Here is a 21,718-nt window from a genome sequence, read left to right as displayed (position 1 = left end):
TCACAGTGAGGCCAAGAGGTGCTTCGCTTTAGAGAAAGCAAAAGTATTATCATCACTTCCTCATTCTTTTCTCATTCACTTCTCTTTGTGCAAAAAGATCTTCGGTAAAATTCACAGTGAGGCCAAGAGGCGCTTCGCTTTAGAGAAAACAAAAAGCATTATTATCACTTCCTCATTCTTTACTCATTCACTTCTCTTTGTGCAAAAAGATCTTCTGTAAAATTCACAGTGAGGCCAAGAGGTGCTTCGCTTTAGAGAAAACAAAAAGCATTATTTTCACTTCCTCATTCTCTTCTCATTCTTTCCTCTTTGTGAAAACATTTTCGCGCGAAATATATTTCATGCCTACGCTGCCATCAACCACCTCTGCAGCGAATATACAAATTCGGCTCAAACTGAAAGCTGACAGCTATTTCAGCTTAATCACTACCAAATAAATCACGTGTATAAACTTTTTCTGCAACATCTTCTAACTCTTCAGCCATGCGGTTAGAAATAATTACATCAGCAGTTTGTTTAAGCTCATCTAGCGATTTAATAACACGAGAATTAAAGAATGAATCTTCCTTTAAGCTTGGTTCATAAATAACAACTTCAATGCCTTTTGCTTTTATGCGCTTCATTACACCTTGAATAGCAGAAGCTCTAAAGTTATCTGAACCTGACTTCATAACTAAGCGATAAATACCAACCACTTTAGGGCTTCGGGCAATAATAGAATTAGCAATAAAGTCTTTACGGGTAGTATTAGCATCAACAATCGCGCGGATCATATTGTTAGGTACATCTTGGTAGTTTGCTAATAACTGTTTAGTATCTTTAGGTAAACAGTAACCACCATAACCGAATGAAGGGTTATTATAATGCTTGCCAATGCGCGGGTCTAAGCCAACACCTTGAATGATCTGCTTTGCATCTAAACCATGGTTTTCAGCGTAGCTGTCTAGCTCGTTAAAATAAGCAACGCGCATTGCGAGGTAGGTGTTAGAAAAAAGCTTAATTGCTTCTGCTTCAGTAGAGTCTGTAAATAGCACATCAATATTTTGCTTTACTGCACCTTGTGCTAATAAATTAGCAAAAACTTGTGCGCGCTCACTTTGCTCACCCACAATAATACGTGACGGGTGCAAATTATCGTACAGCGCTTTACCTTCACGCAAGAACTCTGGCGAAAAAATAATATTACTGGTATTAAAGCCTTCTTTAATCGATTTAGTATAACCAACGGGTACCGTAGACTTAATAACCATAGTTGCATTTGGGTTAATTGCTAAAACGTCAGCAACTACTGATTCAACAGAACGCGTATTAAAATAATTGGTTTCTGGGTCGTAATCTGTAGGGGTAGCAATTACAACAAATGCAGCATCTTTAAGTGCCAATGTTTTATCTGTTGTAGCAGTAAAATTAAGTGATTTATTTTGTAAAAAATCGCTAATTTCAGTATCTACAATAGGAGACTGCTTATCTTTTAAAAGTGCAACTTTGTTTTCGTCTATATCAACAGCGAAAACTTGATTGTGCTGCGCGAGTAATAGCGCGTTTGATAAACCAACATAACCTGTACCAAATACGGCAATTTTCATTAAGTTACCTTCAAAACTAAGGGGGTTAAGTAATTTTAGCACTTTGTGTTTTATACAGTTAATAGATTTGATACTTAAAAACACTAAAATACAAAAAGCAGCTTAGCCTTTAAGGTAAGCTGCTTGATCAATGTTCAACAATTAATATTGCTTAACCTTGTAGGTTTACAACTTTATTGGTAGGGGCTGAGCTGGAGTTTTTGTAGATTTTTTTAGCATTCCAAACAAGATCGCAAATACCGTCAGTTGGGTTAAAGCCAGTAGGCGCATCAAGTAAAAGCTGCCTAATGATTTCGTGATCAAAGTTATGGCAGGCTACATCAAGCGCTTCTAAAAATACATTCAGCTCGGCCAAAGGTAACATTACTTCGTTGGCCGTCATGATACGCTCATGCGATGTTTCACCAACGTTATCGCCTATCAGTAACTCTTCGTACAGCTTTTCACCCGGCCTCAAACCTGTACATACAATTTCAATATCGCCATGGGGGTTGTTTTTGTCTTTTACTTCAAAACCAGATAAGCGAATCATCTTGCTTGCAAGATCTTTTATTTTAACCGACTCACCCATATCGAGCACAAATACATCACCGCCTTTGCCCATTGCACCCGCTTGTATAACAAGTTGGGCGGCCTCAGGTATGGTCATAAAAAAGCGGGTAATGTCTTGATGGGTTAAAGTAATTGGGCCACCTTCGCGTATTTGCCTACGAAACAGCGGTACAACAGAACCACTCGAGCCCAATACATTACCAAACCGAACCATACAAAAGCGAGTATTATGGCCTTTACCTTTATTTTGCGCTAAACCTTGTAAACATAGCTCTGCCATACGTTTGGTCGCGCCCATCACATTTGTTGGGCGTACGGCTTTATCGGTAGATATAAGTACAAAGGTTTCAACTTTAGCGTTTACAGCAGCCTTAGCTGTGTAATACGTACCAAAAACGTTATTACGTACCCCTTCAACAACGTTATGCTCAACAAGGGGAACATGTTTATAGGCTGCTGCGTGGTAAACTGTTTGTACACCAAATGCCATCATTACTGTTTCAATACGGTTTATACGCTGTACAGAGCCCATTATAGGAATAAGCTCTACATCAAGTTGGTTATTTGTAACATACTCAGCAAGCTCTTTTTCTATTGAATATAAACCAAACTCACTTAACTCAAACAATACAAGCTTAGTTGGCTTTTGCTTAACTATTTGGCGGCACAACTCAGAGCCAATAGAGCCACCAGCACCAGTAACCATAACCACTTTGTTTTTAATGTTTGCAGACAACAGGTGTGGCTTAGGGGCAACACAATCGCGGCCTAATAAGTCTTCGATTTCAACATCTCTAAATTCAGAAAGTTTTGCTTTACCTTCAATTACATCCGCCATACCTGGTATAGAGAGCACTTTGATAGAAAGCGGCTCAAGCTGAGCAAGTATCTCTTTTCGGCGAGCTCTGCTCTCGCTTGGCATTGCTAATAAAACTTTGCTTGCTTTACCCTTGTTTATTAGGTCATAAATATCTTTAAACGCAATTACAGGAATACCCTGAATAATAGAGCCTTGCTTTGTTTCGTCATCATCAATAAAGGCACGGACAAAATACTCAGGCCCAGCCCCTAACGCAGTAGCAAGTTGCCTACCAGATGAACCCGCACCGTAAATAATAACCGACTCTTTATTTGCCGTAGTTAACTTGCCTATCATCGCACGTACAACAATTCGCGCACCGCCAACGGTTAATAAACATAACCAAGCAAAAATAAACGGCATAGTACGGGGTATTTCAACACCAATAAAAAAAGCAAGAAGAACCAAAACGACCGTACTAATAATTGTACCTAATACAATTGCCCACAATGCCTGAGAGTTCATATAGCGCAACACAGCACGATATAAACCTAAGTTAATAAACGTGAATAATGCGGTAGGTACAAGAAAAGCAAGTAACATCCAATTATCAAGCTTACTAAGAGGGGCCATACTATCTAATCTAACTATAAGTGCTAGCCAAAACGCCGACATAATAAACAGCGAGTCAATTAACAATGTAATGATACGCTTTGTGGCACGTGAAGAATTTAAGATAGAGCGAATAATATTATCCACAACAAGTTCCCTGTCTTGTTTTTGTCAATAAGATACCAACCTAAGCTTACAGTCAGCTTAACGATTGTTAAATTTTTATGAATTATAGCTTATAACATAAAGCTTAGCCACAACTCTAATACATTATCATTAGCATTTGATTTTTAAGTAAAAAATTCAAGAAGCTTTCTTTCATGCTATTAGCTATTTATTTAACCCTGTCGCCACTGCCACTACCTGTTACCGTCATTAAAATATATTTAAAGTAACTCCCTAAATTAAAAGTATCGATCATTTCACGATCTGTTTTTGCAAGTAGTTCAGGGTTAGACATATCAATTTCGTTAACTTGTGCAAGCCCTGTGATACCTGGGCGTACAGAGTAAATATTTTTAGCATCACGGGCAGCTGTTAGCTCTTGTTGGTTAAATAAGCCTGGGCGCGGACCTACCAAGCTCATTTCGCCTTTTAGCACGTTCCATAATTGTGGAAGTTCGTCTAATTTTGTTTTACGTAAAAAGCCACCAAAAGGTGTAATTGAAGCCGTACTTGCTAAATGACTAGCAACTGATGCCGTATCAACCTTCATTGTTCTAAATTTAACAAGAGTAAACGGTTTCTTGTTACGCCCTACCCGCTCTTGCGTAAATATAGGCGAGCCAGTATCAAATAAGCCAATAACATATAAAATGATTAAAAATGGCAAGGCAAATAGCAAACCGAATAAGGCGAATAAAAAGTCTAATAAGCGGATCATTAAATATTCCTAAGTTATTTTTTGGCAGCGAGGTTAAAACCATGCTCAACAGAGTAAGGTGGTGACCAATTAAGTGTATTTTTTGTATGTGTAATATCTAATTGAAGCGAGCCTGTTAGCCTATCTATTACGGCTTGTTTGCCTAACAGTTTACCAGCTAGCTTAAAACACCATACAGGCACGGGTATAGCTAAATTAGGTTTACCTTGTACTTTTGCCATCAGCGCAACCATTTCAGCTGTAGATAAGTCGTGATCATCACTTGCTAAAAACACTTGGTTAGCTGCATTCGGGTGGTCAATACACTCTTTAATTAAATCAACTAAATTATAGACTGATACCAAGCTACGCTTATTTTTGTTAAATAATCTAAATGGTAGCGGTAAACCTTTACCAACCAACCTCATTAAAGATGCGAAATTAGCTTTTACGTTTTCACCGTAAACAAGAGGGCTTCTAATAATAACAACCTCAATATCATTATTTTTAGCGACATGTTGAATATACTGTTCAGCCAAAAGCTTACTTTTCATAGTATTAGGCAAGCTATTAGCTTCAACTTCACTATCAACCTGTATAAAGTTTTTACTTTCTTTATATATGTTCGCAGAACTTAAAAAGATAAATCTCTTTATATTAAGTGAAACAGCACGTTTAATGACCTTTTTAGTTAGCTCAAAATTTATAAAATGGGCCTCACTGTCAGAGTAGTGACTGTGTGCGGCTCCAACGAGGTGAATAACAGTATCGGCGTTTTCATGTGTGTTAGTATCAAAAAAATCTGATTCTGATATTGATTTATTGGTACCTGATAGCTCTTCTTTGGATAGAGAGTAAACACCGGATGAATTTTTAAGCAAACTTTCATGCAAGTGCTGACCTATAAAACCACTACTACCAGTCAAGATTACTTTATTCATCTTACTAAGCTTTCCATCAGTGATACATAATTTTTAGCAAGTTGAGCATAAGAGTGCTGTAAACGAACAAATTCGGATGAATTTACAGAGTAGTTTTCTTTATTTTTATGAAAATCAATAACTTTATTTGCTAACGAAAAAGAATCATTTGCTAGGAAGTTGATCTCACATCCAGCTTTTTCTAAAGGGTTATTTGGTGAGTTTATTCCATTAAAAACTGTTTTATCGTGCATCATATAATCAAATATTTTATTTGGTGAGATACCAAATTTATAAATAGCTTTAGGCATAGCGTTAATAAACATTGCATCACATGATTCTATTACATATGGGACAAATGTTTTTGGAACCTTACCAAAAAAAACTACATTATCTAGCTGCAACTCAGCTACTCTCTCTTCCAAAGCCTTTTTTTGAACTCCATCGCCAACTAACAAAACACCAATATTATGTTTCTTAAGTTTTTCAGCTGCATTTATTAAAGGCATTAAGTTATTCGGTATACCTAATGCACCAGTGTAGCCTATAACAGTATCAAAATTTGAAACTGCAGCAGTAAGTTCTGACTTTAATGATAAATGCTCTGAGTTATTTTCTGGTTCGTTTGATAATTCAATACCATTTGGAATACAGCTAAACTTTCCTTTTTTAAGTCCTTCATTTAAGAAGAATGATTCAGAGTTTTCTAATAATGATACACAGTGATCACATTTTTTGTAGCCAAACTTCTGAAACGCATTAATCAAAACACTAAGAGGATGATATTTAGATATTCCAACTAGCTCTTGGAGGCTTAAAGGCCAAATATCTCTTACTTCAAGAATTAGTTTTGCATTGTATTTTTTACTGTAATACTTTGCTGCCAGCAGATGAAAAGGGTGTGCTGTAGAAGCAATAATAACATCAGGGGGCGTCATTTTGCTAAAAGTTCTAAAAGGCTTCCTAAATAAACCCAAGCCAAACATTAGCATATTAAGTAAGCGCTTAACTCCATTTCCTTTATAGTCGATAGAGTTTTGTAGAAAGTATTGTACTCCCTCTACATCAGCAAGACCCGGCTTTTTAAAAGGTAATGAACAAAGGTGGTGCTTCAATGAAGAAATAACGGTTGTGTTATGACCTAACTTATTAAAGTGTTTTGCCAGATAATAAGGCCTGAAAGACATCCCATACTTAGGGCTGCCCGCATATGGGTGTATATACCAAATATTCATAAAATTAACACATATACTGGCCGCCATTAACAGAGATTGTTTCTCCTGTTAATGACATACCACTTTCAGCGATCATCAAAGCAGCTTTAGCTAAGTCGTCTAATAAAACTAATTGCTTCGTCGGTATATTACCTTTGATTTTTTCAAGAATATCCTCTCTCATACTCTCAACCATAGGCGTCATTGTATAGCCAGGAGCTATAACATTTACCGTCACGCCCTTCAGAGCTAACTCTTGAGCCAGAGACTTAGAAAAACCAATAATCCCCGCCTTAGCTGCGGCATAATTACACTGACCAAACTGCCCTTTTAAACCATTAATAGAACTAATATTAATGATTCGACCAAAACCATTCTCAACCATTGAGCGCGCAATTGGTTGAGTAACAGAAAACAAAGAAGTTAAATTAGTATTAATTACGTTATCCCACTGTTCTGGCTTCATCTTTAAAAAAGTTGAGTCGGAGGTAATCCCTGCATTATTAATTAAAACATCAACATTGGATTTTTCCAATAAAGCCGATAACTGAAGCTCAACTTCATTTCTATTTTTAAGGTTCAAAGGTAAAAAAGTGATATCGTTTGAGCTAAGTTCATTTTCAGATAACCAACTGTCTAATGTTTCTTTTGTTTTATGGGTATGAGTCACAAAAGCGTGATAACTCTCATTAACAAAAGCTTTAACTAAAGCTGTACCAATCCCACCTGTGCCACCTGTAATTAATACTGTTTTCATCAACTTCTCCTTATTACTTTAGCAGGCACACCAGCAACTGTATGTCCCGTTTCTACATTCTTTGTCACGACACTACCTAAGCCCACAACAGCAAAATCACCAATGGTTATTTTTTGCATTGTAGAGGAGTTAGGACCCATCCATACTCCCTCACCTAAAGTTACTCCACCACTTAACTCTGTGCAGGCAGTTAAAATTGAGTTTTCCCCTATTTGACAATTATGAGCAATGTGAACCAGGTTATCAGTTTTAACTCCGTTACTGATAACTGTATTCTCAAGAGCCCCCACACACACGCTATTTAAAGCACCTATTTCAACATTACTACCGATAATAACCCTACCAAGGTGAGGAAACCGAATCCACGAACCATCCGCATTTTTTTCAAAGCCAAAGCCTTGAGCGCCAATCACAGTATTAGACCGAATAATTGTATTTTCACCAATAACAGAGCCTTTGTGTATGGTTACGTTATGTTCAACTACAGAATTTTTTCCTATATTAACGCCCGACTCAATAACAGCTGAGTCAGCTATAATAGCTGTTTGATGTATACTTGATTCAATAGAGTCATTTACAAGTATTGAAACATCAACTAAGTATTGTAATGCCCTGCAAAAGTCTAAACGAGGATTATCTGAAATAATTAATGACTCTGCATTGTTATCTTTATCACCAATAACTATTCCATTTAGGTACTTCTCTTGTTGCTTATTTGTAAACTTTAAAACCGATGAGTTTTCATTTGATAAACTGCCGACAGTTAAAAGCAACTGTGTTTTACTACCTTTAAGTTGCAAACCTAAAGCCTCAGCCAACCCTAATGCTGTAATTTCACCTTCAACTCTGTATTGCATATTCCCCCCTATAAAAATATTCTTATCACTTCAAAGCATTCGGCATAGTCTGTACCAACTTGCACACCTCGGGTTTTAGCTAAAGAAAATGTGAAGTCTCTGGCTAAATAGTTACGCTTCCCTTGAGACTCATATTGTTCTAAAGCTTTTTGCTTAGCTTCAATGTGCTTTTCTTCAAGTTTTACAAAACATTGCGTATTAAAAGTAAGATTATTCCAAATTAACTCATAACCTAAAATAGTTGTATTTTTAAAAGCTCTTGTACTTTCTTGAGATATTGTTGCATGATCTTGATGTATATCATGTACAGAAGGAGTTAAAATAAGATCGAAAGATGACTCTTTACGAAGCGATATCAAATCCTCAAGAATTTGCTGCCTATCATAATTAAACCTGCGAACTTGGTAATTTAATATAATTAAGTTTTCAGGCTTTATGCCTAACTTAGCAGTTGCTTTCACTACTTCTTTTTTTAAAATATCTTTAGGCAACCCATCAGGGACTGAATCTTCAGCTGTAGAAAAAGCCACATAAGTAACTTTTGCACCACTTTCGATTAGTTTTGAAATAGTTCCGCCGGCCCCTAGTTCTCCATCATCAGTATGCGGAGCAAGAACTAAAACATCCCTAAAGTTTGATAACATCCTATTTTCCTTATATTTTTTTCAAATAAAAATGACATAAAATTCTATGCGAAATTAGCATGAACAATAATGATATAGCTAGATATAATGTTCCATAATATACACTCCCTCTTGAAATCAATGGAATCGAGTAAGCTATAGAAACATAAAATATCATGATTCCAACAACCCCTTTGGAAGAACAGTATTTATACAAATGATGAATTAAGAGCAACCAAAAAGGCCCGGTTAAAATACCAAAAGGACCGAAATTAGCAAATGCGTCAACATATACTGTTGGGTGTGCACTACCTCGCATTTCAAAAGACTGTCCGTAAATAAGGTTGCTATATAAATACATAGGATTTTCAACCTCGTGACCGAAAACCCTAAAAACAGGATTGAATATTGAAAAATATGTTTGCCCTAAAAGCTTATCACTTTCTACATAATAATTAAAAATACTTGTAGACTGCTGAATTAAATTCCTCTCAACACCTTTATCTATAACATTTTGAAAAACATCAACAAAGTGCTGACTATCCCATTTATCTGAACTTCCTATCCACCTAAAAAACGTAGTCAATAAATATAGGAATATAGTAGAGAGACTAAACAAAAAGCCAAACACAACAATCTTAAAAGGCTTGTTCTTATTTTCATTTATATACAATGCCATTATCGGGAAAATTAGTGGTAATAGGTATGCTTTAACTCTAGTTAAAGCAAGAAATGCAACAGTAATTATCAACATAAAAACAACTGATTTTACACTCCGCGATACGTAAAAAACAGAAAGTAACAATGCTAAACTAAGAAGGAATAGTAACTGAGATAAGTTAGTAACAAACAATTGAAAATTTGATCTTGTGGTAGCTATATCAACCCAACTCCTTGTTACCGAGTCCACCCCGCCGGCACCTAAAATATATAGAAATAAGCTTATTACACCCAACAATACTCCCAGAGCGGTAACTCTCTCATTGCTGAAATAAATGTCATTTTCTAAATCTGGAAGTGAAATAGTAGGCGTATAAAGTGTAAATACCAGACATAAAATAATATACAAGAATACATAAACCCCAAATAGGTTAGTATATAAACCGAAGTCAGCTGCAAACAATAAGACAAATAAAATTGAAGAGTGAGAAATCCAAAATATTGTATGTTGTTCCTTTGACCTTAAAATTCCGAATAGTGAGATAAAAAAAGAGAAAACTATCAACATTTACCTCCCATTAACCTAGTCAATGATGAAAAAATAAAATTCACAAGAGGAATTAAAAGCATAACATCAAGCCAACCAGTAAAATATGAAACAATAAGAATGAATAAATACATAAACTTTAGTAGCCAAACACTTGATTCACTATCGAAAGTGAAATAATTATAATTAACAGCTAAACTTACAAAGACTAAAGTACTAATGCTACCCATATAGTAGTCTGAAGAAAAGTCTAGAAACAAGACAACTAAACATATAAAAAGCATAATAATAATATTAACATGATTAGTTGCTTTGTTTACATGCTGAAAATTTGCGCATGACATGGCTATAACTCTTCTGAGATAAAGACCTATAATTGCAGCAAGAATATCGTACCCCAAAAAGAAGACTTTAATGCCAAAACCATCCATCTCACCTTTCTGTACATTGCTATTAAAGTAAAATAGTTTTATGAGAAAAAGTAAAACAATTACATCTAATGTTTTAGTGAAAGCTCTCCCGCCTGCTTGACCGGCAAAATTTAAGTTATCGATTTTTAGAAAATAGTAAATGTTAACAAAACAGTAGAACAGACCTAAGCGTAGCAAGATAACGGCATCAAAATTCACATTAAAAATACAACCCAATAATAAAGTAGCACATATAGTAAAGATAGATACAAGAGAGAGCTTATTTTCTAGAGAAACCCATTTTGTAACATCCTGTTTCTCGTTTATTGGAGCATGCCAAGCATAGAATGAATATGTAATTAAGTTAAAAAAAACAGCAGCATACACATATATTCCAACATTATCTGAAACCACAATAAAAGCTAAAAAAACACACATACTAGAAAGGAAAAAATAAAAAAGAGGAAAAGGACTTCCTCTTGCTATTACTTGATTTTTTTTTGCGGTATAAAAGTAAGAAAAATAAAACTCTTGCAGTATCATTATTCCAATAAATGAAGCAACAGATTTATCCTCGACTAGAAAGAATACTGACAGTGAAAATAAAAAACCATTAAAGAATTTGTATATAAGAAAGTTTATATAAACTTTAAAACTACTCATGAGATAAACTAACTATCAAAGTTACTTTCAAAACTAACATTTTTTATTTTTTCTATAAACTCACAATCGTATAATGGATTCATTTCGATTTCACCATCATCTTCTAGATAGAATTTAATGGCACCAGCATACTCAACAAGACCATAACAACGATTTGAAATTATCTCTAAACCAGCATTTATATATTCAAATATTTTCACTGGGGCGCAGTAATCAGTATTTTTAAGATTTTTTGAATAATACAAAACACCAACATTAGCTAGAAAAAGAAGCTTTAATGCTAGCTGATGTTCAAGTTTCCCTACATACATATAGTAACTCCCTATTTCACCAGACTCAAAAATCTTCTCCTTTTGTGGTCCAGCGAGTATTAGAAAGGCATTTTTCCTTTTTTTTATGCCCGCTAAGATACTTTCAATGCCTCTATTACCGCTATTTACTGTACCTATGTAAACAAACACCTCTTTATTTTCTATATTTTGTGGTACATGTTCAAAACCTAAAGATTCCAAAAAACTCCCCAGCTTCAGTCCTGAGTTATTAACATCACAATGTATCTGTTTTAATATTTTAAGGGTTTTTTCACTAGGATAGTTAGGATAAATATTCACTTCATTTTTTAAGTTATATTTATCTACATAATACTCTTTCCTTATCTCATTTGGAAAAACTACTTTCTGTGCTCTTTTCAGAGCTATAAAGTGAGAAACTTTAAAAGTAAAGTTCCTGACTTTATTCCTAATTCCAACATTAGCGACTTGAAACTCAAACATTTCTAGTGAATAAAATGTAAACGTCCTCCAAAAGCAAAGTAACGCAACAATTGGATCACTTACTAAAAAATCACCTTTCCAAGTTAAAACTTTTAAAATATTTAAAGGCCGCTCTTTAACGTTTAAGCTTCGTAAAGTTGAATTTTGCTGCTCTAAAACTCTTAGTATTGGGTGATTCTCAATACTCTCTCTTGTAACCAATAAGTTCTTTGACATATTAAATATATCCATGCATAGGCAAGCTAAATACCGATTTAGCTAACTTTTCTGCAGTAGGAAAGTCACCAGCTTGATAACCTAAATGACTAAATGCACTCTGTTCATGCATACAGGTACCGTAGTAAACCATCGTCGGTATGCCTTGTTCTTTATACTTTGCCATTTCAGCATCACGACTATCAGACACTAGCGTGTATTGCGCCCAAGAACTAACATACCCAGTAGGGACTTGAGGCGTTTTGTACTTTGATGCTAATTGAGCTTCATAATCTAATGCTGCTTTATTACGATTAATAAGCTCAGTTGGGAATTCAGCTAGTTTTTCCAATAAAATTGCTGCTTGAATAGTATCAAGGCGTGAGTTCATACCAATGCGTACATTGTCGTACTTGTCTTTACCTTTACCGTGTACACGGTACGATTTAAGTAACTCGGCATATTCATCATTATTCGTAAATACAGCGCCACCATCACCATAACAACCTAAAGGTTTTGCAGGAAAGAAGCTCGTTGTCGCAATATCACCAAAACTACCAGCACGCTTACCATCAATACTACCACCGAAGCCTTGAGCAGCGTCTTCAACTAGCTTTAAATTGTACTTATCAGCTATTTTTTGAATCTCAGGATAATTCGCTGGTAAACCAAATAGATCAACTGCAATTATTGCCTTAGGAGTTAGTTTACCTTCAGCAATTACTGCTTCGATACGTTTTTCTAGATCTATTGGGCAAATATTAAATGTTGCTTCTTCTGAATCGACGAATACTGGGGTAGCCCCTTCAAACGCGATTACTTCTGCTGTTGCAAAAAAAGTGAAAGTTGGGCAAAAAACAGCATCCCCTGCTTTTATACCTAATACCATCATAGCTAATGTTAAGGCATCAGTACCGTTTGCACAGGTAATGGCATGCTTAACGCCCACATAGCTAGAAAGCTCATTTTCAAGCTCTTGCACTTCTGGGCCCATTATATAATGGCCATGGTTTAACACAGTTTGTATGCGTTTATCTATTTTAGTTTTTAAGTGCTGGTATTGCGCAGCTAAATCTATGAATTGCATTTATGAGTACTTCTAAAAATTACTGAATCGAAACAAAGCCATTTTTTAATTTGTATTGTTCACCTGTGTGCTCACATGTTGTAATAGCATTCCCTTCAAGAGGTAAGTCTAACTGTTCACCATACTTGCTGATCCAACCAATTTGTTTAGCAGGTACGCCTACCATTAACGCGAATGGCTTTACATCCTTATTAATAACAGCGCCAGCCCCAACGAGAGAATATTCACCTATTGTAACACCACATACAATTGTGCAGTTAGCACCTAGTGTTGCACCTCGCTTAACAAGCGTATCGCGATACTCTGTTTTACGTTCTATAAATGAGCGCGGGTTATAAACATTAGTAAATACCATGCTTGGCCCACAAAACACATCATCTTCTAGGTGAACATTATCGTAAACCGACACGTTATTTTGTATTTTAACGTTATTGCCAATGGTTACTTTATTACCGACAAACACATTTTGCCCGAGTGAGCAGCCCTCACCAATTTCAGCACCACCGCATACGTGAACAAAGTGCCAAACACGTGTGTTTTCACCAATTTTGGCACCATCATCTACAATAGCACTATCGTGTACATGATAATTCATGGTTAAAGTACCTTTGATAGTAAGGGGTGTGCTTTATCACCCGCAACTGCGATCGGCATTTCTCGAATTTTTTCGACAGTTTCAATTGCCACACGATTCTCATCAACACCAAAGCCGTTACCTGCTAAAATATTTTGGTAACTTTGTGTATGTAGATCAGTGAAACCACCCGAAAACTCTAGCTCTTCTGTGTTACTGCCGTCATTTATGGTAATACTGCGGTAAGTTAGTTTTTCACCCTTCACAGCATTTTCAGGTAAGTTATTTGCGTCAATTGACAAGAACCATTTTACGCGAGCACGTTCATATTCAAGGTAACCACTTGAAGTTTTTTCGTCTCTATAATGAACTTCGTTATGCTTAAGGTCGCCAAAAATGAAGTGCAGCATATCGTAAAAGTGAACACCAATATTGGTCGCTACACCACCCGATTTATGATCAAACCCTTTCCAAGATTTCATGTACCATTTACCACGAGATGTCATATATGTTAAATCAACATCGAAAACTGTACCTGCTGGCGCAGCAGCGACTTTTTCTCTTAAGGCGATAATTGATGGGTGCAATCGTAATTGCAAAATTGAATTCACTTTAGCACCGTATTTTTGCTCGTATTCTTTTAAAATATCCATATCTTCAGAATGTAGAACCAATGGTTTTTCACATATGACATCAATACCATTTTTTAGTGCGTATTTCATATGAGGAGCGTGAAGGTAATTAGGGCTACAAATAGCAATGTAATCAATCTTAATTCCTTGCATTGCTTGGTCTTCTACGTATGCGGTAAAGTCTTCAAACTCAGTAAAAAATTCCGCTTCTGGAAAGTGGCTATCCATAATACCTACAGAATCATTAATATCCATTGCTACTAATAAGTTATGGCCTGTTTCTTTAATTGCTTTTAAATGACGTGGTGCGATATAACCAGAGGCACCAATAAGAGCAAAGTTTTTCATATTATTTAATTCCTTTATAGTCTGATATCGGCTTCATTTGGTTTAAGAACGTGCTTCACATCATATAAAACATGATTTTCTTTGCCTAACGCGCGTAAATTTGCTTCGCCCATTTCTTTTAATTCAGAGTGATCAACAGCTAACACAACACCATCATATTTGCCTTTTTCTAGTGTGCTAATTAACTGTACGCCATACTCATGTTTAACTTCATCAGGGTTTGCCCAACCGTCATATACATCTACCGACATATTAAAATCTTGAAGCTCTTTAACGATATCGATAATTTTCGTATTACGCACATCAGGGCAATCACCTTTAAAGGTAAAACCTAAAATAAGTACCTTAGCTTCATCAATATGAATTTTTCTGCTTGCTAACTTTTTAACTAATTGGGTAGCAACATATTCACCCATACCATCGTTAATACGACGGCCCGCTAAAATAACCTCAGGGCGATAACCTACTTCTTGTGCTTTATGAGTAAGGTAATAAGGGTCAACGCTGATACAATGCCCACCAACTAATCCTGGCTTGAATTTTAAAAAGTTCCACTTAGTTCCAGCTGCATTTAACACTTCTTCTGTATCAATACCTAAGCGATTAAAGATTTTTGCGAATTCATTAATAATTGCAATATTCAAATCTCGTTGTGTATTTTCGATAACCTTTGCAGCTTCAGCAACTTTAAGTGAACTCGCTAAATGTGTTCCGGCAGTTATGATAGAACTATAAAGACTATCAACAAATTCACCAATCTCAGGGGTTGATCCTGATGTGATTTTCATTATTTTAGTCAGCGTGTTTACTTTATCGCCAGGATTGATGCGCTCAGGAGAGTAGCCTGCAAAAAAGTCTTTATTAAATTTTAAACCTGATACTTTTTCTATTATTGGTAAACAAACCTCTTCTGTTGCACCGGGGTAAACTGTTGATTCATAAATAACAACATCACCCTTTTTCACATACTCCCCCAATAACTCTGACGCCTTACGAAGTGGTGTTAAGTCTGGTGCATTGCTTTCATCTATAGGCGTTGGCACTGTTACAATGTAAACGTTACATTCAGCTAAATCTTGCTTATTACACGAAAACGTTAAGTGCTTAAGATCTGAAAGCTCTGTATCGCTCACTTCAAGCGTTGAGTCATGCCCTTTTTCTAGTTCTGCGACCCTGCCAGAGTTAATATCGAAACCTACTACACTATATTTTTTCGAAAACTCCACTGCTAGAGGCAACCCTACATATCCTAACCCGATTACAGCGATATGTATCTCTGAATTTGATATCATCCAATTTATCCCAATAACATAATTAATTACATTTAATTTAAAAGTGCCAAAATTTTACAAGTCCTAAAAACCCTTGTTCAGCATACCTTTCAATCATCTAAAGCCCTTTTCAAGTCCCTTTTTGAAGGCCTTTTTTTGTCGCGAGGAAGTCACATATCGACTTGCAAGCTTTACCATCTCCATATGGGTTATGAGCTCTACTCATAACAGAATAGCTTACATCACTCGTCATCAAATCATTTATAGCTGAAACTATGGAGTTAATATTCGTACCAACTAACTTAACAGTACCTGCTTCAACAGCCTCTGGGCGCTCAGTGGTATCTCGCATTACTAATACCGGTTTACCTAGGCTTGGGGCTTCTTCTTGTATACCACCAGAATCTGTTAAAATAATATGTGCTCGATTCATTAAATACACAAAAGGCAAATACTGTTGCGGCTCGATAAGGTGTACATTATCAACACCACTTAATATGCGGTTAACTGGCTCTTGTACATTAGGGTTTAAATGTACTGGGTATAGTATTTGACAGTCTGGATGTTCGTTTGCTGTTTGTGCTAACGCCTCACAAATACGCTCAAAGCCACCACCAAAACTTTCGCGGCGATGCCCTGTTACTAAAATAAGTTTCTTGTTAGAGTCAAGCATTGGGAATTGAGCAGCAAGCGTATTATTTAGGTCGCTATCGTTCTCTATTTGTTCTTTAACCATAAGCAGGGCGTCTATCACCGTGTTACCAGTAACACTGATATTTTCACCTGCATAATTTTCGTTTAATAGGTTTTGTTTAGATGTTTCTGTAGGTGCAAAGTGATACTTAGTAAGCGCCCCAGTAAGTTTACGGTTTGCTTCTTCAGGCCAAGGTGAGTAAATATTACCTGTACGTAACCCTGCTTCTACATGGCCTACAGCAATTTGCTCGTAATATGCAGCAAGACTTGCTGCGAATGTTGTTGCAGTATCACCATGCACGAGCACTACATCAGGTTTAAACTCTTTAAGTACAGGTGTTAATTCAAGTAAAATACGGCTTGTTACCTCAGGTAATGTTTGCCCTACTTTCATTAAGTTTAAATCATACTCAGGGGTTATTTTAAATAGCTCGAGTACTTGGTCTAGCATTTCGCGATGCTGTGCTGTTACACACACTTTAGCCTCAAAACGGCTATCGTTTGCTAAAGCGTGAACAAGAGGGGCCATTTTAATTGCTTCGGGGCGAGTGCCAAATACTGTTAAAACTTTCACGTAAAAATCCTTGGTGAATATAAAATTGATATTAGTTTAACTTTCTTGCATTACATTGTTGTATCAACTTGTATACATTTTTAAATTAAATTATTTACCTACTTCAATGATGTATTAGCTAAAGCTCTCCAATAACTGAAGATAGCATTTATGGTATCTATTTATACTTAAGCCGCACAAAATTGTACTCCTTAAGGTTAGTTAAACCATATACTTCATCAGTAAGGGGCCATTACTTAGTTCCCACCCGACTTATACTCGTAATTGTAGTACCCGTAATAACCATAGGCATTACTAGCCTTTTTAACTACACCGTTAAATACCACGCCTTTTACATCAATGCCATTTTGTTCAAAACGATTGCGTGTAAGCTCAATTTCGCGCGCATGATTTTGCCCAAAGCGCGTTACAAGTAGGGTAGTACCTGTATGAGCACTAACAATTGCAGGGTCTGTTACAGCTAAAATTGGTGGAGTATCAATTATTACAATGTCGTATTTATCTTTAACTTGATCGACCATCTTAGTAAAGTTGCTGTGCATTAATAGCTCTGATGGATTTGGTGGTATTTGACCACGGGTAATTACGTCGAGGTCTTGCACTTGAGATGTTTTAGTTACTTGCTCAAGCGTTAATCGGCCCGATAATAGATCACTTAAGCCATCGTCCCACTTCATACCGAACTGGGTTTGGAGGTAACCTTTGCGCATATCAGCATCAATGATAAGTACTCTTTTACCACTTTGTGCCAGTACTGTTGCCAAGTTAACTGATATAAACGATTTACCTACACCTGGGCTTGGGCCAGATATTGCAATTATGTTGTTTTTAGCTTCCATCATCGCAAAGTGCAAGCTAGTACGTAAGCTACGCAATGCCTCTATCGATAAATCAGCCGGGTTATCAACGGCTAAAATTGATTTAGGTTTATCTTTCCCCTTACGCGCTCGGCTAAAACCGGTTAGTTTATCTTGATAATCTGAGTAAGGCACACTTGCGTAAACAGGTAGGCCTAAAGCTTCAATTTCGTTAGGGTCTTCTACCCCTTTATGGATTGCTTTTTGAATAAGCACTATAGCTACTGCTAACATACCACCAAGCATGGTTGCCATTACAACAATTAGTGATTTTTTAGGCTTAACTGGTTTAGAGGTATTTACCTCTGCTTGGTCAATTATGCGTACATTACCTACAGTACCAGCGCGTACAATGTCTAGCTCTTGTGTTTTACTTAAAAGAAGTGTGTAAATTTGGTTGCTTACTTCTACATCACGCTTTAAACGTAATAGCTCTTGTTGTGTTTCTGGCAGGTTGCCCACTTCACCTACTAAGTTTTGCTTTTGTTTTTGTACGGCTTCAATTTGTTCAAGTACGCCTTGGTAGGTTGGGTGACTTTCTTTAAATTTACGACTCAATTCTAAGCGCTTTAATTCAAGCTCTTGTAGTTTAGTTTCAAGCTCTACTACCTGCTCAAGTACGCCTTGCGTCTCTAAGGTGATATTGATTGATTGGCGCTTAATTTGGTAATCGTTAAAGCGTTGCTCAGCATATTCAAGCTGCTTTTTAACTTCAGGGAGTTGTACTTCTAAAAACTCGAGTGATTTTTGCGCCTCTGCACTATTACGCTCTACATTACGGCGCACATAAATAGCCGCTACTTTATCAAGTACTTTTTCGGCAAAATGTGTACTTTCGCTTTGTAAGCTTAAATTAATAATACCTGAGTCTTTCCCTTTTTCACTTGCACCTATAGCCGCTTGTAAGTCTAAAATCGTATTTAAGCGATCTTTACGGATAAGTGTAAACTCAGTACCAGCTCGGGCTGTTAAACTGCGAATAGTTAAGTTAAACTTGCCATTAGTGAGCTCTTCACCCACTTTACCTTGCAAGATTACTTCGTCTTCATCATTTAAAAGGGTAAAGCTTTTATTCTTGCCAGTACCTTCACCTGCAACCAATACAAACTCATCATCTACAGCTGAGCGTGGTACATCAAACCTAAATACATCAACACTCTCGCCACCCCAAGCATAACTCGATGCGCCAAGACTTGGCTCCGCTACATCACCTACTTCCATTGGGGTAAATTTTCGAAACGCTCTATTGCCAATTATTGGGAATAGTTTAGGCTCTGCAACTATATCGAGCTTTAAGGTATCAACGGCTTCGCCTATCACAGAGCGTGACTTAAGTAGCTCTATTTCGGTTACAGCAGCTGAGGTACTTTCGAACATACCGGCCATATCATCAAAGCCTGGTACTGATGCGCCGCCGTCTTCAACTTGGATCATGGCTGTTGCTTGGTAAACAGGTGTTGCAAACACCGCATAAAACACACCCACAGCCATAAATACTGAGGTGACGGCTGCAATAAAATACTTACGGTCGATTAATGCACCTAATAACGCCATTAAATCGATTTCTTGACTGGTTTGGTCTTGCGTTGTTCTATTTTGTTTATTGTTTGCTGCTAATGCAGTGGGCTGAGCATTCATGTACTAGCCTTTCCTTATAAATACTTTTGCCAAGCGCTACATGCGCTATCGATTAATGCGTAAACATGCTCAAAGGCTTCTTGACTTTGGCGGTAAGGATCGGGGATTTCTTTATCGCCAATCCATTTACCTAGTAAAAATGTTTTGCCGCGTGCTTGAGGGTAACGTGCGCACAAATCGTTAACGTGGCGCTGCTCCATCACTAAAATAACGCTATTATTTGCCACCAAATTTGAGGTTATTTGCCTACCCTGGTGCTCGCTCATATCAATATTATGTGCGTTGGCAATTTGCTTTGCTTGTGCATCAGCAGGTTTACCCTCAAGGGCAGTCAATCCTGCTGATGAAACGGCTACATTTTTACCTTCTAGCTTACTTTTTAATACATATTCGGCAGTAGGGCTTCGGCATATATTACCTGCACAAACTACTAATACAGAATCAAACATACAGCCTACCTTTAGTTAGTGTTTGCAACGTCGTTGATTGAATCAACCGTACTTACTGATGGTAGTAATAAGCTAATTACACGATTCCAACGTGCAAGCGGCGCTGACGTTACATATACAATGTCGTGCGGTTCAAGCTCAAACTGTTCAGCAAGCACTAATGCAGCAACATTCTTAGCATGAAGTTGGTATACATCAGCAATTACGCCATCAGTGTTTAAATTGCGTTTGCGAAGAACAAATACACCATTAGCGTCGGCTGTATTTTCGTTAAGGCCACCAGCATCGCTTAATGCTTCTGCTAAATTTAAACCATAGCGATTAACACCCACTGTACCAGCGCGCTTTACATCGCCAAGTACAAACACTTTTTGCATATCGTTTCGGCTTACGTGCACAATATCACCATGCTGCAATAAGCGGTTTTGCGAAATATCGCCATGGGCATAAAAGTCATCTAGCTTAATAATTTCTGTTTTATCACCGCGAGTAAATGTCACGGTACGCCAGTCAGCACTTTCTGTTAGGCCGCCTGCTTGGTTTAGAGCATCGATTAAAGTTAAAGGGATCTCTGTAACTGGTAATACACCTGGCTTGTTTACTTCGCCTGTTACATACGCTTTTTGGCTTCTAAACCCAACCACTTTAACATCAACCTGTGGCTCTTCAATTACTCGGCTTAGGCGCTTTACAAGCTCTTTATGAACTTGTTGTACTGTTTTACCAGCGGCTTGAATATTAGGTGCATATGCATAGGTAATTGTGCCATCGGCTTGTACACGAAAGCCATCAAACTCAGCTGTACGTTGCACTGCTGCTGGAATGGTTAACTCTGGGTGATCCCAAACACCAATTGTAAGTACATCACCTACACCTAATTTGTACTGATAATTAGATGTATCTATGCCATCTAAACTGGAAGGCGTGAAGTTTTTAACTTGAGATTGCTTTTGTTGATTTATTAAAGAAGAGTCAATGATTTGAATATTAACCTTTTCGAGTTCCTTCTCTACATTATCTACTTGTTCGCCCGACTCGATTCCTTCGAAATGGCTGCCGGGGATGATTGTACAGCCTGTCATTGCTAGTAACGCAAATGACGTCACAATTGTTTTACAGCTAAGCGCCATTGTTATTTCCCAAATAATTTTTCTTAAAACGTCCAGTTTAAATAAAACCATATCTGTTTATTTTTTTGCTGCCTAATTAAAGCATGGCAACTAGATGTTCGCAAGACTGAGTGTTTAGTAAACGCTCACTTGTGACAGTTTTTTGCAAAATAGTTAATAAGTACTTCCTGGCTCATTCACTTAGTACTAGTCTAGAAGTCCTATTTGTATAAACGAGAAACTAAGAAGCTTTAACTTAACAATTTGTATGTTAACTTCTAAGCTGCCTACTAATTAAGGCTTTATCACTAGTTTTCATTAGTACAAAGAGAAGTAAACGAGAGTAAATGAGTAAGACAAAACTTCTTTGTTTACTCTTCAGCACAGCAGCTCATAGTCTCTTTGTGAATATTCTTTACTAGTTCTTTTTAGCACAAAGAGAAGTAAACGAGA

The 21,718-nt window shown here is 36.9% G+C and carries 19 protein-coding genes; all 19 read right to left on the bottom strand.

All coding sequences use genetic code 11. The features are described 5' to 3' along the window. Nucleotides 1–419: 419 nt before the first annotated feature. The 19 genes from AOG27_RS08270 to AOG27_RS08180 all read right to left on the bottom strand — a co-directional run bounded on the left by AOG27_RS08270 (nucleotide 420) and on the right by AOG27_RS08180 (nucleotide 21,286). Nucleotides 420–1,586, bottom strand: coding sequence for a nucleotide sugar dehydrogenase (locus tag AOG27_RS08270; protein ID WP_054552541.1), 1,167 nt, complete (start codon nucleotides 1,584–1,586; stop codon nucleotides 420–422). A gap of 151 nt (nucleotides 1,587–1,737) precedes the next feature. Then, nucleotides 1,738–3,696 carry a polysaccharide biosynthesis protein gene (locus AOG27_RS08265; protein ID WP_054552540.1) on the bottom strand — a complete coding sequence of 653 codons (1,959 nt, stop codon included), beginning with the start codon at nucleotides 3,694–3,696 and terminating at the stop codon, nucleotides 1,738–1,740. Nucleotides 3,697–3,883: 187 nt separating this feature from the next. Further along, a complete protein-coding gene (locus AOG27_RS08260) occupies nucleotides 3,884–4,432 on the bottom strand; it encodes a sugar transferase (RefSeq protein WP_054552539.1) in 549 nt (182 codons plus the stop codon). 14 nt (nucleotides 4,433–4,446) lie between these two features. After that, nucleotides 4,447–5,352 carry an NAD-dependent epimerase/dehydratase family protein gene (locus tag AOG27_RS08255; protein ID WP_054552538.1) on the bottom strand — a complete coding sequence of 302 codons (906 nt, stop codon included), beginning with the start codon at nucleotides 5,350–5,352 and terminating at the stop codon, nucleotides 4,447–4,449. Beyond that, a complete protein-coding gene (locus AOG27_RS08250; protein WP_161804345.1) occupies nucleotides 5,349–6,566 on the bottom strand; it encodes a glycosyltransferase family 4 protein in 1,218 nt (405 codons plus the stop codon). Before AOG27_RS08250 ends, AOG27_RS08255 begins: the two co-directional genes overlap by 4 nt. A 4-nt stretch (nucleotides 6,567–6,570) precedes the next feature. Continuing rightward, entirely contained in the window at nucleotides 6,571–7,302 is a 732-nt protein-coding gene (locus AOG27_RS08245; protein WP_152967127.1) for a 3-oxoacyl-ACP reductase, read from the bottom strand. Then, complete coding sequence (locus tag AOG27_RS08240; protein WP_054552535.1) at nucleotides 7,302–8,159, bottom strand: UDP-3-O-(3-hydroxymyristoyl)glucosamine N-acyltransferase; 858 nt, start codon at nucleotides 8,157–8,159, stop codon at nucleotides 7,302–7,304. The genes AOG27_RS08245 and AOG27_RS08240 overlap by 1 nt, the downstream gene beginning before the upstream one ends. An 8-nt stretch (nucleotides 8,160–8,167) precedes the next feature. Then, on the bottom strand, nucleotides 8,168–8,803 hold the full coding sequence (locus tag AOG27_RS08235) for a PIG-L deacetylase family protein (RefSeq protein WP_054552534.1): 636 nt from the start codon (nucleotides 8,801–8,803) through the stop codon (nucleotides 8,168–8,170). Between the two features lie 10 nt (nucleotides 8,804–8,813). Next, nucleotides 8,814–10,010, bottom strand: a complete 1,197-nt coding sequence (locus AOG27_RS08230) for an O-antigen polymerase (RefSeq protein WP_054552533.1) — start codon at nucleotides 10,008–10,010, stop codon at nucleotides 8,814–8,816. Next, on the bottom strand, nucleotides 10,004–11,062 hold the full coding sequence (locus AOG27_RS08225) for a hypothetical protein (RefSeq protein ID WP_054552532.1): 1,059 nt from the start codon (nucleotides 11,060–11,062) through the stop codon (nucleotides 10,004–10,006). Before AOG27_RS08225 ends, AOG27_RS08230 begins: the two co-directional genes overlap by 7 nt. Before the next feature lie 8 nt (nucleotides 11,063–11,070). Next, nucleotides 11,071–12,051 (bottom strand): hypothetical protein, encoded by a 981-nt coding sequence (locus tag AOG27_RS08220; RefSeq protein ID WP_152967126.1) that lies wholly within the window; start codon nucleotides 12,049–12,051, stop codon nucleotides 11,071–11,073. 1 nt (nucleotide 12,052) lies between these two features. Further along, nucleotides 12,053–13,117: a DegT/DnrJ/EryC1/StrS family aminotransferase gene (locus AOG27_RS08215; RefSeq protein WP_054552530.1), complete on the bottom strand. Its 1,065-nt coding sequence runs from the start codon at nucleotides 13,115–13,117 to the stop codon at nucleotides 12,053–12,055. 19 nt (nucleotides 13,118–13,136) lie between these two features. Then, complete coding sequence (locus AOG27_RS08210) at nucleotides 13,137–13,712, bottom strand: acyltransferase (protein WP_054552529.1); 576 nt, start codon at nucleotides 13,710–13,712, stop codon at nucleotides 13,137–13,139. 2 nt (nucleotides 13,713–13,714) lie between these two features. Continuing rightward, nucleotides 13,715–14,671 carry a Gfo/Idh/MocA family oxidoreductase gene (locus AOG27_RS08205; protein WP_054552528.1) on the bottom strand — a complete coding sequence of 319 codons (957 nt, stop codon included), beginning with the start codon at nucleotides 14,669–14,671 and terminating at the stop codon, nucleotides 13,715–13,717. Between the two features lie 14 nt (nucleotides 14,672–14,685). Next, nucleotides 14,686–15,963 (bottom strand): Vi polysaccharide biosynthesis UDP-N-acetylglucosamine C-6 dehydrogenase TviB, encoded by a 1,278-nt coding sequence (gene tviB / locus AOG27_RS08200; protein ID WP_054552527.1) that lies wholly within the window; start codon nucleotides 15,961–15,963, stop codon nucleotides 14,686–14,688. 109 nt (nucleotides 15,964–16,072) lie between these two features. Next, on the bottom strand, nucleotides 16,073–17,212 hold the full coding sequence (gene wecB / locus AOG27_RS08195) for a non-hydrolyzing UDP-N-acetylglucosamine 2-epimerase (RefSeq protein ID WP_054552526.1): 1,140 nt from the start codon (nucleotides 17,210–17,212) through the stop codon (nucleotides 16,073–16,075). Between the two features lie 236 nt (nucleotides 17,213–17,448). Further along, complete coding sequence (locus tag AOG27_RS08190; RefSeq protein WP_054552525.1) at nucleotides 17,449–19,707, bottom strand: polysaccharide biosynthesis tyrosine autokinase; 2,259 nt, start codon at nucleotides 19,705–19,707, stop codon at nucleotides 17,449–17,451. Between the two features lie 14 nt (nucleotides 19,708–19,721). After that, nucleotides 19,722–20,156 (bottom strand): low molecular weight protein-tyrosine-phosphatase, encoded by a 435-nt coding sequence (locus tag AOG27_RS08185; protein WP_054552524.1) that lies wholly within the window; start codon nucleotides 20,154–20,156, stop codon nucleotides 19,722–19,724. 11 nt (nucleotides 20,157–20,167) lie between these two features. After that, nucleotides 20,168–21,286 carry a polysaccharide export protein gene (locus tag AOG27_RS08180; protein WP_054552523.1) on the bottom strand — a complete coding sequence of 373 codons (1,119 nt, stop codon included), beginning with the start codon at nucleotides 21,284–21,286 and terminating at the stop codon, nucleotides 20,168–20,170. Between the last annotated feature and the right edge of the window lie 432 nt (nucleotides 21,287–21,718).

This window comes from Pseudoalteromonas lipolytica (assembly GCF_001306915.1).
GTDB lineage: Bacteria > Pseudomonadota > Gammaproteobacteria > Enterobacterales > Alteromonadaceae > Pseudoalteromonas > Pseudoalteromonas simplex.
The sequence above is the reverse complement of the archived record's forward strand: the minus strand, read 5'-3'. Positions and strand labels throughout refer to the sequence as shown.

Coding starts and splice junctions, on each gene's coding strand:
- AOG27_RS08190 (WP_054552525.1), bottom strand. CDS start 19,707: ATGAATGCTCAGCCCACTGCATTAGCAGCAAACAATAAACAAAATAGA.
- AOG27_RS08250 (WP_161804345.1), bottom strand. CDS start 6,566: ATGAATATTTGGTATATACACCCATATGCGGGCAGCCCTAAGTATGGG.
- AOG27_RS08225 (WP_054552532.1), bottom strand. CDS start 11,062: ATGAGTAGTTTTAAAGTTTATATAAACTTTCTTATATACAAATTCTTT.
- AOG27_RS08230 (WP_054552533.1), bottom strand. CDS start 10,010: ATGTTGATAGTTTTCTCTTTTTTTATCTCACTATTCGGAATTTTAAGG.
- AOG27_RS08270 (WP_054552541.1), bottom strand. CDS start 1,586: ATGAAAATTGCCGTATTTGGTACAGGTTATGTTGGTTTATCAAACGCG.
- AOG27_RS08245 (WP_152967127.1), bottom strand. CDS start 7,302: ATGAAAACAGTATTAATTACAGGTGGCACAGGTGGGATTGGTACAGCT.
- AOG27_RS08215 (WP_054552530.1), bottom strand. CDS start 13,117: ATGCAATTCATAGATTTAGCTGCGCAATACCAGCACTTAAAAACTAAA.
- AOG27_RS08235 (WP_054552534.1), bottom strand. CDS start 8,803: ATGTTATCAAACTTTAGGGATGTTTTAGTTCTTGCTCCGCATACTGAT.
- AOG27_RS08220 (WP_152967126.1), bottom strand. CDS start 12,051: ATGTCAAAGAACTTATTGGTTACAAGAGAGAGTATTGAGAATCACCCA.
- AOG27_RS08255 (WP_054552538.1), bottom strand. CDS start 5,352: ATGAATAAAGTAATCTTGACTGGTAGTAGTGGTTTTATAGGTCAGCAC.
- AOG27_RS08210 (WP_054552529.1), bottom strand. CDS start 13,712: ATGAATTATCATGTACACGATAGTGCTATTGTAGATGATGGTGCCAAA.
- AOG27_RS08240 (WP_054552535.1), bottom strand. CDS start 8,159: ATGCAATACAGAGTTGAAGGTGAAATTACAGCATTAGGGTTGGCTGAG.
- AOG27_RS08205 (WP_054552528.1), bottom strand. CDS start 14,671: ATGAAAAACTTTGCTCTTATTGGTGCCTCTGGTTATATCGCACCACGT.
- tviB (WP_054552527.1), bottom strand. CDS start 15,963: ATGATATCAAATTCAGAGATACATATCGCTGTAATCGGGTTAGGATAT.
- AOG27_RS08260 (WP_054552539.1), bottom strand. CDS start 4,432: ATGATCCGCTTATTAGACTTTTTATTCGCCTTATTCGGTTTGCTATTT.
- AOG27_RS08185 (WP_054552524.1), bottom strand. CDS start 20,156: ATGTTTGATTCTGTATTAGTAGTTTGTGCAGGTAATATATGCCGAAGC.
- AOG27_RS08180 (WP_054552523.1), bottom strand. CDS start 21,286: ATGGCGCTTAGCTGTAAAACAATTGTGACGTCATTTGCGTTACTAGCA.